The sequence below is a fragment of the Sporosarcina sp. OR05 genome, assembly GCF_041414805.1.
Lineage (GTDB): Bacteria > Bacillota > Bacilli > Bacillales_A > Planococcaceae > Sporosarcina > Sporosarcina saromensis.
Window position 1 is genome coordinate 1 of the sequence record NZ_JANKJL010000007.1, and the last position, 16757, is coordinate 16757.

General features: G+C 45.2%; 16 protein-coding genes. 3 read left to right on the forward strand and 13 right to left on the reverse strand.

The genetic code is table 11. The features are described 5' to 3' along the window. Nucleotides 1-433: 433 nt before the first annotated feature. The 5 genes from NRI27_RS11400 to NRI27_RS11420 form a co-directional block, all read right to left on the reverse strand. Nucleotides 434-1567 carry a polysaccharide deacetylase family protein gene (locus tag NRI27_RS11400; protein WP_371390790.1) on the reverse strand — a complete coding sequence of 378 codons (1134 nt, stop codon included), beginning with the start codon at nucleotides 1565-1567 and terminating at the stop codon, nucleotides 434-436. 857 nt (nucleotides 1568-2424) lie between these two features. Continuing rightward, nucleotides 2425-3702, reverse strand: a complete 1278-nt coding sequence (locus NRI27_RS11405; protein WP_371390791.1) for a biotin/lipoyl-containing protein — start codon at nucleotides 3700-3702, stop codon at nucleotides 2425-2427. Continuing rightward, nucleotides 3703-4359: a hypothetical protein gene (locus NRI27_RS11410; protein ID WP_371390792.1), complete on the reverse strand. Its 657-nt coding sequence runs from the start codon at nucleotides 4357-4359 to the stop codon at nucleotides 3703-3705. Between the two features lie 539 nt (nucleotides 4360-4898). Further along, on the reverse strand, nucleotides 4899-5348 hold the full coding sequence (locus tag NRI27_RS11415) for a transcriptional regulator (RefSeq protein ID WP_371390794.1): 450 nt from the start codon (nucleotides 5346-5348) through the stop codon (nucleotides 4899-4901). 115 nt (nucleotides 5349-5463) lie between these two features. Next, nucleotides 5464-5790: a hypothetical protein gene (locus tag NRI27_RS11420; RefSeq protein WP_371390795.1), complete on the reverse strand. Its 327-nt coding sequence runs from the start codon at nucleotides 5788-5790 to the stop codon at nucleotides 5464-5466. A 158-nt stretch (nucleotides 5791-5948) separates the two neighbouring features. On the opposite strand from NRI27_RS11420, the gene NRI27_RS11425 reads away from it, so the two are divergent. Next, nucleotides 5949-7526: a hypothetical protein gene (locus NRI27_RS11425; RefSeq protein WP_371390796.1), complete on the forward strand. Its 1578-nt coding sequence runs from the start codon at nucleotides 5949-5951 to the stop codon at nucleotides 7524-7526. Continuing rightward, on the forward strand, nucleotides 7523-10267 hold the full coding sequence (locus NRI27_RS11430) for a DEAD/DEAH box helicase (RefSeq protein WP_371390797.1): 2745 nt from the start codon (nucleotides 7523-7525) through the stop codon (nucleotides 10265-10267). The genes NRI27_RS11425 and NRI27_RS11430 overlap by 4 nt, the downstream gene beginning before the upstream one ends. Nucleotides 10268-10301: 34 nt before the next feature. Here NRI27_RS11430 and NRI27_RS11435 read toward each other — a convergent pair whose 3' ends face one another. Both NRI27_RS11435 and NRI27_RS11440 read right to left on the reverse strand, forming a co-directional pair. Then, a complete protein-coding gene (locus NRI27_RS11435) occupies nucleotides 10302-10466 on the reverse strand; it encodes a hypothetical protein (RefSeq protein WP_317944822.1) in 165 nt (54 codons plus the stop codon). Between the two features lie 294 nt (nucleotides 10467-10760). After that, on the reverse strand, nucleotides 10761-11219 hold the full coding sequence (locus NRI27_RS11440; RefSeq protein ID WP_317944824.1) for a single-stranded DNA-binding protein: 459 nt from the start codon (nucleotides 11217-11219) through the stop codon (nucleotides 10761-10763). Nucleotides 11220-11487: 268 nt separating this feature from the next. On the opposite strand from NRI27_RS11440, the gene NRI27_RS11445 reads away from it, so the two are divergent. Then, nucleotides 11488-11946, forward strand: coding sequence for a YwpF family protein (locus NRI27_RS11445; RefSeq protein ID WP_371390798.1), 459 nt, complete (start codon nucleotides 11488-11490; stop codon nucleotides 11944-11946). Nucleotides 11947-13252: 1306 nt separating this feature from the next. Here the strand turns inward: NRI27_RS11445 and NRI27_RS11450 are convergent. The 6 genes from NRI27_RS11450 to NRI27_RS11475 form a co-directional block, all read right to left on the reverse strand. Continuing rightward, nucleotides 13253-13603: a hypothetical protein gene (locus tag NRI27_RS11450; protein WP_371390799.1), complete on the reverse strand. Its 351-nt coding sequence runs from the start codon at nucleotides 13601-13603 to the stop codon at nucleotides 13253-13255. Between the two features lie 83 nt (nucleotides 13604-13686). Continuing rightward, entirely contained in the window at nucleotides 13687-14082 is a 396-nt protein-coding gene (locus NRI27_RS11455; protein WP_371390800.1) for a hypothetical protein, read from the reverse strand. 127 nt (nucleotides 14083-14209) lie between these two features. After that, nucleotides 14210-14641, reverse strand: a complete 432-nt coding sequence (gene fabZ / locus NRI27_RS11460) for a 3-hydroxyacyl-ACP dehydratase FabZ (RefSeq protein ID WP_371390801.1) — start codon at nucleotides 14639-14641, stop codon at nucleotides 14210-14212. Between the two features lie 50 nt (nucleotides 14642-14691). Beyond that, the gene (locus NRI27_RS11465) at nucleotides 14692-15018 is read right to left on the reverse strand and encodes a DNA-directed RNA polymerase subunit beta (RefSeq protein ID WP_371390802.1); all 327 of its coding nucleotides are present in this window, start codon (nucleotides 15016-15018) and stop codon (nucleotides 14692-14694) included. Nucleotides 15019-15040: 22 nt separating this feature from the next. Beyond that, a complete protein-coding gene (locus tag NRI27_RS11470) occupies nucleotides 15041-15877 on the reverse strand; it encodes a flagellar hook-basal body protein (RefSeq protein WP_371390803.1) in 837 nt (278 codons plus the stop codon). A 28-nt stretch (nucleotides 15878-15905) separates the two neighbouring features. After that, nucleotides 15906-16742 (reverse strand): flagellar hook-basal body protein, encoded by an 837-nt coding sequence (locus NRI27_RS11475; RefSeq protein WP_371390805.1) that lies wholly within the window; start codon nucleotides 16740-16742, stop codon nucleotides 15906-15908. Nucleotides 16743-16757: the final 15 nt, after the last annotated feature.

The following is a 16757-nucleotide window of genomic DNA, read 5'->3' on the forward strand; positions in this document are numbered from 1 at the left end:
GAAAGTTTGCGGAGTTTGAGGAAGTTATGCCGCGTTTGGGCATTTTATGCGGTTTTCTTTGTTTGCGGGAGGAGTTCTGTTGGCAGGATTGGTGGTCGCGCTGAATGCTTTTGACAAATTTACGGGTTGGTTAGAGGGAGTGGCGTTATGCGGCGTTCCAGGGAATTATGCGGTGTTTTGGGATAGTTTGCGGAGTTTGAGGAAGTTATGCCGCGTTTGGGGATTTTATGCGGTTTTCTTTGTCCGCGGGAGGAGTTTTGTTGGCAGGATCAGTGGTCGCGCTGAATGCTTTTGACTAATTAAGGGGTTGGTTGGAGGGAGTGGCGTTATGCTGTGTTCTGTGAGTAGATGTCGTTTAGGAGTTTAACTCGGTTTATTTAGGGGCGATCGTTTTTTATTGTCGCCCCCTAGTATTGATTCATTTGGTTGATTGCTAGAGTAAGGGTTCTTTATGGAAGTTGTGGGAAATGTGCTCGTTTGGATTGTAGGTTTTGAATGAGTAGCCTTGGTTTTGGAGCCATTGGATGATGGCGGGTAACGCGATCGTTGTTTGGCTGCGGTCGTGGAGTAGGATGACGATTGTTCGGTCGCCAGATTGGATTGCTTTGTTGACGCCTTCTTTGACGTTGTGGACGATTTGATCGGCTTGTTTGTCGGTGTAGCGCCAATCATTGGAGTCGACGTTCCAGTCCCACATTTTATAGCCGTGTTGTATGAGGCTTTGTTTCATGCCAGATGTGACGTGGGGCGTGCTACCATATGGGACGCGCACTAGTTTAGCGGTTTGGCCTGTAAGTTGTTTGATGAGTTCAGCACCTTCTGCCATTTCCGCTATGAATGATTCAGTTGATTGGTAGACAAGGTTTTTGTCATGGGTCATGCTATGCGAACCGATGTAATGGCCGCTGTCGTGTATCGTTTTGACGATGGATGCGTTCTGTTGCATTTGATTGCCTAAAAAGAAAAAAGTGGCGGGGACTTTGTATTTTTCGAGCGTGTTGTTGTTCATGAGCGTAAATTTGTTTGGTCCGTCGTCAAATGTTAAATAGACGGTTACTTTGTCGGAAGGACTTGTTGCATGTTTACGATTGTTTTTCACGTCTGCAATTTTTCTCTCGTATGTTACACGATCCATGTGTGGATAGTCGTCGCGGTAAATGCGTATCGTGTGTAGGTGGCGGAAGTAGTCGATTTGAAAGCCCATGCTGTATGCAATTTCTTTGACGCTAATGTACATTTTCCCGTCTATTTCCATGAATGGAGTACCAGATCGCTCCACTCCGTTTGTAGTTGTTGTATTTTTGGCGAAGTCAACGATCATATGGTTGTCACGTTTTTCAATGTGCATTTTACCGTTTTCTTCAGTAACTGTGAGGTAAAGATATTTTGAAATCTCCTCAAAAGGAACTTTTGTGTCGCCATCGACAACACGTGTTTGTTCAATTGGCAACACTTTGTCATGAAGTCCAATCGTTCGTTGAGCAGGCTCGCTTGCTTGCGCCTTTTCTATGTTCATCCCAAGTGTGAGAATGATTGCTATACAAATGGTCCAGTATAATTTTTTCACGTTCGTTCCCCCATTTTCTCGTAATCTATTTGTTTTTTCACTATATGGATGGGGAGACAAGTATAGAAGTAGGAAATGGATTTTGTGAATAATAGATGGTTCATCGGAAGGTTTAACTGATTTTAGTGGTTGTTCGTTTCGCGGGTGACTTTTGAGGGATGGATGGATTGTTGTCGTGCCTAATGGATTTTTACAAATTAAAGGGTTGGTTGGAGGGGGTTAGCTATTGTTTGGTTATGCGGCGTTTGGACGAAATATGCCGCGTTTGATGCAATTATGCTGTGTTCGGTGGAGTTATGCGTTTTTGGATAGAGTATTGCGGCGTTTAGTGACATTATGCTGAGTTCTTCAAGGTTTTGCGGTATTCATGTGGGAGAGGCTGCGCTTGGAATCGTTTACGCGGATTGGATGTTAGTTGTTCAGCGTCGATGCTTAAAGTTTCATCGTTGTATCGCGGATGATTTTGTGTAGTGACAAATTTTGTCGCGCCTAATGTCTTTTGACAATTTAAAGGGTTGGTTAAAGGTGTTTTGTTTGGATGAGATTATGATTTTTTGATGGAATTATGCTGTCTTTGATGAGGTTATGCGGCGTTTGACGAATTTATGCCGCGTTTGCTTTAGTTATGCGGTGTTTGGTGAATTTATGCCGCGTTTGCCCTAGTTATGCGGTGTTTGATGGCAGTATGCCGCGTTTGCTCTAGTTATGCGGTGTTTGGTGGCAGTATGCCGCGTTTGCTCTAGTTATGCGGTGTTTGATGGCAGTATGCCGCGTTTGCTCTAGTTATGCGGTGTTTGGTGGAGTATGATGCTGATTTGGATGTTGGAATGACAAAAACCGCCATAGGGCGGTTTTTGTTAGTGGAGGAAGCCGTGTTTGATGTAGTTTTTCCAGCCGAATGTGCGCCACTGGGATTTGGGTGGCAAGTCCAGTGGGAGTGGCATGATGACGTTGAATGGATCGGCGTAGGTGGAGATGTTGTGTTTGTAGATGACGATGTCTCCCGTTGCTAGACCGTCCGTGATGACGGCGCGGTTGTTCGTTTGGAAGGGAGAGGAAACGTCGATCTTTCTGCCTTGTCCATTTTCGTCGAGTTGCCATGCATTTGCTTGTTGTTTTGTGTAGGCTTCGAGCCAATCTACTTTGACACTTACGGCATCCACTTCGTTGACAATAAGTGTTGCGTTGACATTTGCGCCGAATGGCAACGTCGTAAGTTGTTCTAGTGGCATGATTGTAATTTCATAGAGTTCCATTGGGTTTTTCCGTTTTGCGTCAGGTGCTAGTTCGTCGTATGCATCGCGCCATCTGCTGTCTGTTGCGGGTACTTGTGAAACGGCGTGAACGGTTCCTTCAATGACTGTGTCCAAGCTGTTTTCTTGGATACGTACTTGGTCGCCGGCTTCGATTTTTTGCCACTCTGGCAGTTCTGCATACGTTGTAATCAGTTTTTCTTCGCTAAACACGTCAGCCGCCAATGTGTAGCCGTGTTTATTGACAGTTGAAACCGTACCGTTTACTGGACTGATGAGTGCTGGGCGCATGGGATTTTGAGCTAACTGTGCTTGGATGACAGTTAGTTTGCGTTCGACTTCTGCGAGTTCACGTTCCGCTTGCGCAATTGCTTGCGCATATGCGCCGTCCTGGGATACGTCGACTTGTACATCGACCGTCAATTCGATGTCTGTCGTGCCAGGTGTTTCAGTTGTATTGACATTTGATGTATTGCCACTTGCGCTTGCTCGGTCGGCTTCTAGGTCGTAAAGTGTTGATTCGATGGCGCTTTGTTGTTCCAAGAGCCCTTGTTCCTCTGCTTCCCATGCCGCGAGTTGGCTTTCTGCACGATCGGATTGCAATGTCGCGATTTCATCACCAACTTGCACTTGATCTCCTTCTTTAACGAGCCATGTATCGATTGTTTCTTCATTTCCAACGTAGACGGTGTAAATGGCTGCTGGTGAAACAAGTCCTTCTTTAGGAATGGTTTCTTCAAAGTGTCCTTCAGTCATGCGTTCATATTGATGGACATACACTGTTTGTTGAACAGTGCTTTTCTTTGAGTATAAAAGATGGACGTTGATGGCGATGAATGCACTGACGACGATTGCGACGGTGATGGACATTCGTTTTTTCATTTAGAATCCACCTCCGAACAATGAATTGAGCAATTTGTCGAATGGAATGTATGCGACGGCTGCTGTGATGAGCGCCATTACGACATGAAGGCCGATTAATAGCCATAGATGTTGACGCCATCTTCCATCGACTACGTAACCACGGATAAAACGGTATTGCAATGTAATGATTAATGCGCCCGTTAATGTGAGCTGGTTCAGGAATAAAATCAAGTACCAGTTTTCTAGAATTGTCACCGCAAGCGGTCCGAAAGACAAGAATGACAGGCTTACGGTTGTACCTTTTATGGCAAACACGATAAAAATGAGTGCTTTTTCCAGTAGTAGCAGTCCCGTAATGAGCACTTGCAAAGGCACAAGTTGTCTATATGGGATTTTTGTCAGCACTGAAAGGATGTAGGCCACTCCGAAAATATGGAATGCACTGTATAGCGCTGCCCAAATGATTGCCCCGACGAGTGATGCGTATCTGGCGATAATATAGTCTGCTGTCGACATGGTTGTTAACAACGAAGTCAAGCCCTCGGTGTTCATTCCCCACATGTTGCGCAGTGCGAATAATACAACCCCTGCTAGAATGACAACGAGTAACCGCTTATTAAAATGACGCATCGTGCTTGTTTGTAGATTGGACGCAAGCTCGTCCGGCTTCGTCAAAAAGTGCCAAAACCTGTACTCAAAGAACATAGCGACGGTCCTTTCTGCAATGAAATATTTTCGTTTACGTATAGACTACTGTACCAAATCTTGTGAAATATTCAATTCAAACTGTATGAATACGTCATAGATTGGGCAATCTGATAGAGCGATCAGTATGTTTCAGATTGGTATTATTTCATAAATATTTGTCAACATCAATCCGCTTTATTTCCCGGGAAATCGACAAAGGAGTGAAAGCTAATGCAAAAAAACGATAAAAACCGATTGACGTTACAAGATTTGTTATTCGGTGTCGCCGGTTCAACGATTTTCGTGCTCGCTTTGCACTTTTTGACAAATTGAGAAACCAAACTATGTATACCCTAGTAATCTACCTGCTAAACATTTTACCACGGTTTCGATACAATTTCTTTGTCAACCTTACCATTACTTAGCAAATATTGCTTACTTACATCGTTGCTCCCTACTTTCATGTCGGTTATGGACAGCAAAAAACACTTATCGCAAGTTGATAAGTGTTTTTTATTCGATAGTTTTCAAATCGTACGCAGTCCTTCCATTAGTTGAATGAATAATTGTCTATTGTTTGTTTCGAGTGCGTAGTCGATCATGCGTAGTTGGTTTTGTTGTTCGAGTGCTGCGATGAGGAGTGCAGCTTCTTCGGAAACGACTTTTGGGATTGGAATTTCGAGTTTTAATGTACTTTCCATGATTGTCGTTAAGTGTATGTGTAGGTCGGAAATGAGGAGCAGTTGATAGAGTGGGAGGCGAATGAAACGGTTGCCCTTTTGGAATACGAACACCTCTCCTAAATTCTCTACTTGCAGGCTTTTGATGTTTATGACAATCTCTTTCCCTTCAGTCGGAACGAATTGGTAGATTTCACCTCCCTTTTCAATTGAGAAATATTGATATGCAAAGACAAGGCGTAGACGGAAATCTTCTTGGCTCGTGAAAAAAGGTGTCATGCGTTGAACTAATAGCATATGCATCCCTCCGTTATCGAAAATTCCGATTATTATTATTTTATCATAAGCTGACCTAGTTTGTGAATGTTTTGTTTTCTATCTTATTCAATGTCGGAAGAATAATTGCTAGTGTTCATACTTTTTCCTTCACTCGCTTGTTTAATAATAAAGATGTTTCTAACGGGAAATGGTCGATCCCCTGTGCTTTTAGGTAGCAGATGATGCCTTCATTTTTCCGCTGCGGCGGTTCATGTACATATAAGATGGTTAGTACGTCAAATCGGTAGTTTGCTAGAAGTACTTCATGATTGATTGTTAGAAACGTTTCGTTGGCAGCGTATGTTTCACTGAGTGATTGTTCGCGGACGCTGGTGCGCAGTCGTTTCCCGGTTGCTGATTTCATTTTCCATTGTTGCAAATGGTTATAAAGACCAGGTACGTGTAAGATAAGTGTTTTCATTCGATGATTTCTCCTTTAAAAATGATGTGGGTTATTACTTGTTCGGACATTGTAGGTATGCGGTTTATTCGTAACACATTTTGTTTGAATTGAAATCGTTTAAATTGATGGCCAAAAGCTTTATAATAAAGGGAATGCCTATGTTAGGGAGTGAGCCGATGCACATGACAGTTGAACGCGTTTCTTATTTGCATGAGCGTGAGATTGATGAATTAATGAATAGGATTAAACATTCTTATCGTCCTGACGTTCATACAGAAGCGCAAATCATTCGAAAGGCGGTTTCCTTTGTGCGCAAGGGAGCGCGATTTGCATATCGGTTTGCTAAAGACGAATCTTCGGTTGAAACAGTTTGTACGGATGGTGTTGACCATCTTGTGAAATTGACGTTTTCTGAGGTGGATGCGACGTGCACGTGTGAGGAGCCTGGTTGGTGTCCGCATAAGATTGCAGTTGTTTTCCATCTCTATTCTCAATTTCATTCTTTGACGGATTGGTTGCATGAATGGCAACAGACGGAAGTCACCCAAATGACGTTAAAATTGTCGGAACGCTCACCTGAAGCGTGGAATGTGGTCCTTCGTCAATTGACAAATCCGTTGCGAAACATGGATCCGCGCGAAAATGCGAATGTGTTCATACATGAAACGTCGTTGATGGATCAGAAAGTGATTCCTCTAGCTCCTTTTGAGTGGGAATGGAAGCCGTTGTTTGACTTGTTTTACCGTTTGCATGTCGTCGATGCTGCTTGGTCCTATGTACAGGTTCATCTGGACGATTCCAATCAATTCACATACCGTGAGTGGCAATTGCAGATGTGGCTTGGTGAGCAAATCGGAAAGATTAAAGACCATGCACAATCATTACGAAAAAAGTTGCGTTTGTTTGAAACGGACGTATTTTATGATGCATTGAAAATAATGATTCAGTCGATCACTTTGTACAATAAAGGCCTGTTTGAAAAGAGGCTTGAGTTGTTTAGAGTGATGTGGGACTTATTGTATACTGATCAAGCTTCCCAAAAGAAAGAGCTTGCACGCCTCCTTGAAGAAGACTCTGCCGAAGCGCCGTTTTTTGCCGCTTACGTCTACTTGGAATGGATCGATGATGTAGCCCTTGAAAAAGTTGCTGCGCAAACAGGGGGCAAACGTGTTACGCACTGGTTGCCGCTTGCAGATCATGCGCTTGACATGGGCCAGACCGAGTCGTTAGCGATTATTATGGAGTCCATTTATCCGTATATCGGGACGTATTATGAACTGTTAAAGACGAATGGAGACAAACATCACTTTATCCGAAAGATGGATGAATTGCTGGAAGAAGCCCATTTCCCTGAAATACGGCGTGAAGAACTTTTCATGTTGTATGGAAAAGATGGTGTCAGTGCATTCGGTGATTTTCTCATTGAGCGTGAGCGTTTTGACGAATGGGCTGCACTCATGCACCGGTTCAATGTGCCGTATGATGGAGTGGATCCGGATACATTGAAATTTGTGTTGGCAAATGACCCTGCTTCCGTCATGCCTTTGTTGCATACGTACGCGATGCAGTTCATTCAGGAAAAGAATCGGCATAGTTACCGCCGAGCTGTCCGCTTGTTTAAAAACATGAAAACAGGTGCGAAAAAGAGCGGCAAGATCGAGTTTTGGAATCGCTATATCGATACGGTCCGCGAACAATACAAACGGTTGCGCGCATTGTCGGAAGAGATGGAAAAGGGGAATTTGAATTTATGATGCATACCGAACAAATCAATACACTTTTCCATTTATCGATAGACCGCCAAGAAAACGGTCAGTATGCTCTTTCTGCAACGGATGTAAACGGTCGACGGATCGTGCCAGGGCGACTTGCGAGCTTTCTGTTTTTTTCGAATGAACAAGCGTTGTATGGATTGCTTGCGGTGACGGATGAGCAAGCAGTCCATGTAAGTACGAATGAGTTTTTCCAAGTATTTGTTGGCAAGCCGCATCCGTTTGTTTCGTTTAGCGGGCAGTCTGAGAAGGATGAAGCCCATTTGACGGCTGTCCGGGAGGCTGCGCGTGTTTGGAATGAACCGGATTTCTGGCACTATGCAGAGTTGGACGCAGGGACAATCCGATTCGACGAGGAGAAAATCGGGATTTCTGCGTCAGCTTCGATGATTTTGCATGATGCGATTCGCGAAAAAATACAGGCTTCAGCGATGCGATTCGAACAGTTGCCGGCATTGCTGCCGCATCTGAAGAAGTATGGGTGGCCGGGTGAGTCGGTTTCGACGATGCCGGTCCGGGTGGCGTTCCGTTTGACGGAGCCTGATGATGCGGGTAGTACTGAATGGTTGCTGGAGACGGTTGTTGTCAGTGAGCGCGGTGCACATTGGACGCCTGCTGTTAAAAAGGTGAATGCGCCAATTGCGGATGCGCTGCCGGCGAAGTGGAAATCGTATGCTACTGAGATTCATGAGAAGCAGTCTGAGATGGTTTCGTTTTTGCAGTCCATTCAGGTTGAGCCTGGCGAGCGTTTTTTGTCGATGCCGATGTCCGATCCTGAAGTGCGTATGTTCATTCAGGAGGATTTGCCGGTGTTCCAATCGTTCGGTTATCCGGTGATTTTGCCTGCTTGGCTGAAGTCGGTGACAGAGTCGAAGTTGCGGGTGCGGACGAGTGCGAGTGTGCAGTCGTATCGTTCAGCGGCAGGGTTGGATGAAGTGTTGGCGTTCGATTGGAATTTTTCGCTTGCGAATAAAGAAATCGATCAAGATACGTTCCGTAAGTTGGTGGATGAGAATCGTGAGTTCATCCGTTCGGGTGATGAGTGGTTTCATATTGATCCGCAATGGTTGAAGCGGATTCGTGAGTTGATGGATCAGGCGGATGCTGGTGAGTGGACGGTGAAAGATTTGCTGTTTCAGGAAATTCCTGAAGAGATTGTCCCGCTCGAGGATGATGGTGAATCCGATGATCCGTTGTTGGCTTTTTCGATGAAACAGTCGTTGCGTGAGTATGTTGAAATGATTGCTGATAAGCATGGTTTGCCGGATGCTGGTGTGCCGGCTGCGTTAAATGCTGAGTTACGCCCGTATCAGATTGAGGGCTACAATTGGCTCGTCTTCATGCGTGATTATCGGTTTGGTGCGTGTTTAGCCGACGATATGGGGCTCGGCAAGACGATTCAGCTTATTTCGTATTTGTTGAATGTCCATTCGCGGCCGGATACGTCTTCGCCTTCGTTGATCATTTGTCCGACGAGTGTGCTTGGCAACTGGCAGAAGGAGATTGAGCGTTTTGCTCCTTCACTCGTCGTGCATACGCATTATGGGCCGTCGCGGGCGAAGGATGAAGCGTTCGATCAATTGTTGGCAGAACGCAAGCCGGATGTACTTTTGACGACGTACGGTACGGCGACGCAAGATGATGAGACGTTGAGTGGCACGGTGTTTGCGAGTATTACGCTTGATGAAGCGCAAAATATCAAAAATATGCAGACGAAGCAGTCGCGTGCGATTCGCAAGTTGCACGGTGAACATCAGATTGCGCTGACTGGAACGCCGATTGAGAATCGTTTGTCTGAGTTGTGGGCGATTTTTGACTTTATTCATAAAGGGTATTTTGGCAGTTTCCGGACGTTTAATGAACAGTTTATCATTCCGATTGAGCGGGATGATTCGGCGGTTGAGAAACGAAAGCTGCGGGCAAAAATCCGACCGTTTCTGTTGCGCCGTACAAAAAATGATCCTGATTTGCAGTTGAACTTACCGAAAAAGCTTGAGCAGAACGAGTATTGTCCGCTCACGACCGAGCAGGCTGCGCTCTATGAAAGTTTCATAGAGGATACGAAATTCAAGTTGGATACGTTGACTGGTTTTGAGCGCAAAGGGCTTATTTTGAAGATGCTTAGCCGTTTGAAACAGTTGTGTAATCATCCTGCGTTGTTCTTGAAGGAGCCGGCTTCTCCTGCTGATGAAATGCTTCGTCGTTCGGTAAAATTAAATCGCATTGTGTCGATGGCTGCCGATATTGCGAGTAACGGGGAGCAATGTCTCATTTTTACGCAGTACATCGGGATGGGTCAATTAATTCGCCAATGTTTGAGTGAGTTGCATGACTTGGATGTGCCGTTTTTGTCTGGAAGTATGCCGAAAGGTCAGCGTGATCATTTGGTGGATGCGTTCCAGGCAGGTGAGTTCCCGATTTTCATTTTGTCGTTGAAGGCGGGTGGCACGGGGCTGAATTTGACGGCAGCGAATCATGTGTTACATGCGGATCGTTGGTGGAATCCTGCGGTCGAGAACCAAGCAACGGATCGGGCGTATCGAATCGGACAGACGAAATTTGTGCATGTGCATAAGTTTGTTAGTGTCGGAACGATTGAAGAAAAAATTGATAAGATGTTGCAAGAGAAAGCGGCGTTGTCTGCAGATCTCATTCAGTCGAGTCAATGGATTACGGAATTGTCCGATGCTGAACTTGATGATTTATTAACATTTGAACGATAGGTTTCGGCCCGGCTCTGTTATGGAGTCGGGTTTGTTAATGGACTTTTTGTTTGTCTCGGCGAGCTTGGATGGAAATGACTTTTTGTTGCTGCACTTTTTCTTCTAAGTGCATGACGCGTTCATTCAAGTTGGCGATGATGGTGATGAGTTGTCCCACCTGAAGTTCCAATCTGAACAGTTGTTTTTCGACGGATGTCATGTTGTTCACCTCTTTCATTTATTGGATTTGCGGCAGGAGCGGCCTCCTGCCACAAATGGTTGGCCACGATCCACCGGCCTATTGCAGCAAGCATTGTGAACCGACTTCTACAATGCTTGGTATGATGTCGTTAGGACCCCCATCCTTTAGACATCGATAAATCTCCTTTGTTCTACTTTCGTTCGATTCATGTAAACGATTTACCTGACGTGCTATTCAATTCATGGCTACAGCTACTACTTCCTTCGGTCCTCCCTCCCCTGTCTACTCGCTTTCCGTATGTAACTTAGATAGCTAGTAGATTGGCAATCCATCTTTCTCTTCTTGCGGTAACTGGAAGTTTGCGCTCACATTTTCCTGTTCCTCGTCCCGTCCAGGCGAATCTGCGGAATGTACGTTGGCTTCAGTGTCATCATACAGGTCGTCGCTTGTCCTTCTTTTTGTTGCGAGGAAGCGGACTTCGTCACCAATTACTTCTGTAATGAATACGCGGCTTTTGTCTTCACGTTCATATGTGCGTGATTGAATTCGTCCGCCGACCCCGATTAGAGAACCTTTTCCACAATGCTTCGCGGTATTTTCTGCAACTCTGCCCCACGTTGTGCAGAGTATGAAGTCGGCGTCCACTTCGCCTTGCTGGTTTTTGAATTTACGATTCACTGCAAGAATGAAGCTTGTTTGGAATCTGCCTTCCGACAATCTTCTTAGTACGGGATCTTTCGTAATTCGCCCGACAAGTGCAACTTGATTCACTCATTTCCCCCCTTTCTGTTTGTAATGTCCTTATCATATGTCTAGGTTGTCAAAACTTGCAAATACTCAAAATTGAAAATTCAATGTGTTTAGATAGTTGTTTTGTTGTTTTAACAGCGTCTGATAACAGGTGTTTTTTGTTCAAAGCGCATAGGTATCGCCTTCTAAGAATTGTGTATTTTATGAGATTATTTAAAGATGGGTAGTTTTTCAAGATTTATTGTAAATTGTGTTATACTTGTAGCAAAAAGTGAGCGGGGTGGCAGGTTTGAAGACGTTTAAAATGATTTCTGTGGGCATACTGGTGGAGGATAAAATTCAAGATTTTCCGTTAGAGGATGGCATTATTATTAATCAGGAAAATAGTCATCGCATGTGGCTTCTGGAACTATTTATCGATCGTTCGCACCAGGGGTTGTTTGAGCGTTGGAAGGCGGCTGAAGAGTTGCTGGAGGCGCGCGTCGTCATTTCTTATCCGGAGAATGAACCGGCAGGCTTTCTTGTGGCGGTGGATGCGATTGAGCAAATTGGCGATCATATCTCTGTCTTATTGAAAGGTCGCTTGAAGCGTGCGCGCACACAATATGCGGAGCATTTGTTGGAAGAGCTCATTACGGAAGGTTTGAGCGGTCAAGAGTTGTTGCAACGATTTGAATCGGATATGCGGGAACGTCCTCGATTGAAGAAGGATCGGGATCGCGATTTGTCGGAGGAGAAGCTGCCTTGATGGTGGCTTTTTTTATTTGGGTGATTATGCTGGGATTGGTGGCGGCGGTTATGCGGCGTTTGGCGGAGTTATGCCGCGTTTTGAGAAGTTATGCGACGTTTGAAGACTTTATGCGCCGTTTGAGAGAAGTATGCTGGGTTTGGTGACATTATGCCGCGTTTGGTGACTTTATGCCGCGTTTTAAGTATTTATGCGGATTTTTATTTTTGTTTCGTGGGCGATTACTATGTTTCCTGATTTATTGAATCGCGCTAAATGGGTTTTGACTATTTAAGCTCTTGGGTTTTGGTTTTCGTTTGCAGCGGGTGCGAGGAGTATGCTGAGTTTTGTGGCGACTATGCGGCGTTTGAGAGGAGTATGCCGCGTTTGATGACTTTATGCCGCGTTTGGAGTTGTTATGCGGCGTTTGGGAGAAGTATGCCGCGTTTTAAGTATTTATGCGGATTATTAATTTTGTTTCGTGGGCGGTTACTATGTTTCCTGATTTATTGAATCGCGCCAAATGGGTTTTGACAATTTAAGCTCTTAGGTTTTGTTTCTTGTTTGCAGCGGGTGCGTGGAGTATGCGGCGTTCGGGAAAAGTATGCCGCGTTTGGAGACGTTTGGCATTCAAGAGAAGTATGCTGCATTTGGTGACTTTATGCCTCGTTTTACGTATTTATGCGGAATACTAATTTTGTTTCGTGGGCTGTTACTATGTTTCTCGATTTATTGAATCGCGCCAAATGGGTTTTGACAAATTAATCTCTTAGGTTTTGTTTTTCGTTTGCAGCTGGTGCTTGGAGTATGCTGCGTTTTGTGGTGACTATGCGGCGTTTGAGAGGAAAATGCCGCGTTTGCAGGTGTTATGCGCCGTTTTAGAGAAGTATGCCGCGTTTTAAGTATTTATGCGGAATACTAATTTTGTTTCGTGGGCGGTTACTATATTTCCTTGTGTATTGAGTCGCGCTAAATGGGTTTTGACAAATTAAGCTCTTAGGTTTTGTTTTTCGATGGCAGCGGGTGCGAGGTGTATGCTGAGTTTTGTGGCGACTATGCGGCGTTTAGGAGAAGTATGCCGCGTTTGGAGGCGTTATGCGGCGTTTGAGAGGAGTATGCCGCGTTTGCAGGTGTTATGCAGCGTTTGGAAGAAGTATGCCGCGTTTTGCGGCGGCTATGCGGCGTTTGAGGCGGATATGCCGCGTTTGGGGAAGTTATGCGGGGATTGCTTTGTTGTGTGGAATTTCTGTGACGCGATTCCACAAAGAAGCACTGAACTGAATGGGAAAAACCGCCTGCTGGAGGCGGTTTTCTTTACGGCTTGCGGTTAGCGGTTGTTCATTCCGTTGCGTTGGTCACGGTCGTCCATTTGGGTGTCGTCTGGTGTGGTTACGCCGTCATCGGTGATGATGCCGTCGTCCATTCCGTTGTCACCGTTCATGTTGCCATCGTAGCGGTTGTCGTCATTGATGATTCCGTCGTCTACGTTGTTGCCGTTTCCATTGTCGATGCCATCCATGTCTGGACCTGCACCGTTATTTACACGTGGTGTCATGTCACGTAGCCCGTTGTCTAGTTCTTCCATTGGGGTTTCGTTGTTGTCCGGTACTTCGTCGTTGCCACACCCTGCTAGGGCGAATCCAGATACGAGTACGAGTGGGATCGCTTTTTTGAACATGAAATTCCCTCCTTTCCACAAGCCGTCTATCATACAATCCGTATGATACTCGTAGGTTGGCTTAAAAGGAGGGAACTATCCGTTTAATCTTGTTCTTTTTGTAGGTGTTCGGTTAGTAAATTTTCGACAAAGTTGGCTTCTGCCTTACAGCCGTATGTGTAGTGCGTGTCGAGTTTTTCTTGCATCATTTGGATGGATGCGATTTGGTCTTCGGAAGGCGGTTCGTTCAAAATCCGCTGAATGACTTCATTGATGCGCTGGGCGAGATCTTCGTGGAATGAAGGATGTTGTTTGATGTCTTCCGGAATTTTTGAATACCATAATGCTTTTGTTGTAATGTATTCCCGCCATGTTGCGACAAACTGCTCGATGCTGTATAGTTCTTCATCCCAAGCGATACTTGCCATATATTGCTCGAATGTTTGGGTGATGGAGCGGGTTATACTACTTTTTATATTTGGAGAAAGATTTTTAAACATTTCTGATGGTACCTCCCACTATGCATGTTTCTACGCGTACGTGAAACATTTCCGTTTTGTGCACGGCTGTCAATAAAATGGATTTTACACATCCATTGTAACGAAATTGGCTGAGTAGTGCAAATGTTTACTCGACCGGTCCAAGTGCAAACGTGATTTCGGTTTCGCATGCGATTTCGCCTTCGACGGTTGCGACGGCTTTACCTTTTCCGATTGCGCCACGCATTCTTGTGATTTCCACTTCCAGTTTTAACGTATCGCCAGGAATAACTTGTCGTTTAAAACGGCAATTGTCGATGCCTGCGAAGAATGCAAGTCGGCCACGGTTTTCTTCTTTTTGCAACATGGCAACTGCACCGACTTGTGCGAGTGCTTCGACAATGAGCACGCCTGGCATGACGGGATAGCCTGGAAAATGTCCTTTGAAAAATTCTTCGTTGATCGTGACATTTTTTAAGCCGACTGCTTTTTTCCCTTCTTCGAGTTCAGTAATTCGATCGACTAACAAAAATGGATAGCGATGTGGAATGATGGCTTGAATTTGCTCTGCATTTAGCATGACTTTGTCCTCCAAACTTATGTATGGTGTAAATGAAAACGAAAGAGCCGTTATGACTCTTTCCCGCTCATAATATCGAATATGTGCATCCACGTTTCTTTTTTCAACACGTCTGCCGGCTGGCCGTCACCGACGACGCCATAACCGACCATTGCACCTGCAATTGCTGCACCTGCAACTAACAGAAGGACGAGGAGGATCCGCAACCAGATGGGCAGCAAACGAATTTGCACCCACATGCGTTTTTTCGTTTCTTGTTCTTCCTTCACAGGTTTCTGCTTTTTTTGTTGACTGCGTGCAATGCGCGATGACACGATTTCTTTTTCAGTGGCATCTCTGCGGTTTAATTGTGGACTTTTTTGCTTATCATCTGTCATATTGTATTCTCCCTAGCCCGACTTATCGAATGTTATTGATGAGCCCTAACATTTGATCGGCAAGTGTGACGGTACGAGCATTAAATTGGTACGAACGTTGGACATTGATGAGGTCTGTCATTTCTTTTTCATAATTGACGTTCGATGCTTCCAAATAACCTTTTTCCATACCGATTTGATTACGGTCAGCTCCGTTTAAATTGATGAGTACTTCTTCTTGTCCGACGCCAAGGTCCGCAAGATTCGCCGGAACGCCAAGCAAGTTGCCCGATAGTCGTTCCATTAAATTTGGACGTTGAATGGTTGAAATGCCGAGTTCAATCGTTTGTGTTGTGCCATTTGAAAACGACACTTGTAGTTCACCACGTGCAGATAAACCGTATTCACGGACATTGTCTGCAAACGTGATCGGCTCGCCTGCTTGATTGGCAATTGGATAGCCTTCACCGTTGACGAGCATCACGTTGCCGCCTTCTATCGGTGAGACATAGAAGCTGCCTTCACGTGTATAGGCGATTGTGTCGCCATTTTCACCGGGCATGATGACGTTGAAATACTGTTTCGGTTCGGTCAATGCAAAATCGAGATCTCGATCGGTTTTTTGCATCGTGCCGACTTTCCAATTCATTTGCGCTGAACCGAGCATTGCACCAACACCATAGCGGATGCCTGCAGGAGTTTGTCGTGTTGCTGTATCCGCTTTGTCATTGTTGAATTGTTGGTACAACATTTCCTGGAAATTCGCTTGGCTTGCTTTGTAGCCCGTCGTCGCTGAATTTGCCAAGTTGTTTCCGATAATATCGATATGGTGTTGTAATTGCGTCATTGTATTGACGGCTGTTGTCATCGACCGTATCATACTTTCCGGCCCCTTTCAATGCGTATCATTAATTGACACGCCCGATTTCGTTCACTGCTTTTTCCATACTGCGGTCATAGGCTTGTAAAATCTTTTGATTCGCTTCAAATGCACGGTAAGCTGCAAGCATGTCTGTCATCGTTTTAGCAGAATCGACGTTAGACCCTTCCAAATAGCCTTGTTGGAATGAATACCCGACACCTGCAACGCCTTGTGCTTCAGGTAGATTGCCTGTACTGCTTGCAAACAGGCCATTGCCTTGTTTCAGCAATGTTGCTGGTTGAGCAGCGAATGACACGCCGAGCGTCGCAACCGCACCTTCACCTTCCATCACAACCCCGTCAGATGTAATGCGGAAATCGTCATTTTGCAACTGAATACGATTGCCGTTCGTATCCAGGACATAATAACCCATCGGATTGGTTAAATAGCCTTGCGGATCCAATGTGAAGTTCCCGTTTTTCGTATACACTTCGTTGCCATTGTCGCTTTCTAGACGGAAAAAGACGGCACCCGGTGTACCTGTTTCTTCATCGACAGGCAAGTTGCCTTCGAGTAAAGCGACATCCGTCGTCAAACCTGTTTCACGAAGGGAGCCTTGTACAAAAAGTGGCATCGTTTCTTGCATGTAAACACCTGTGGACAGTTCGCCTACAGGTGAGAGTCCTGTCATATGTAATCCTTTTTCTGTAGGGATGCGCGTCGCATTCAAGCTGGACATGAACATTTCAGGGAATGAACGGATGCTCGATTGCTCTGCTTTAAAGCCTGGTGTGTTGGCGTTCGCCATATTATTTGCTAGCATTTCCGTTCTACGCTGTTGCGCAATCATGCCAGAACCGACTGTGTAAAAACCACGGAACATTGTTCCCGCCTCCTA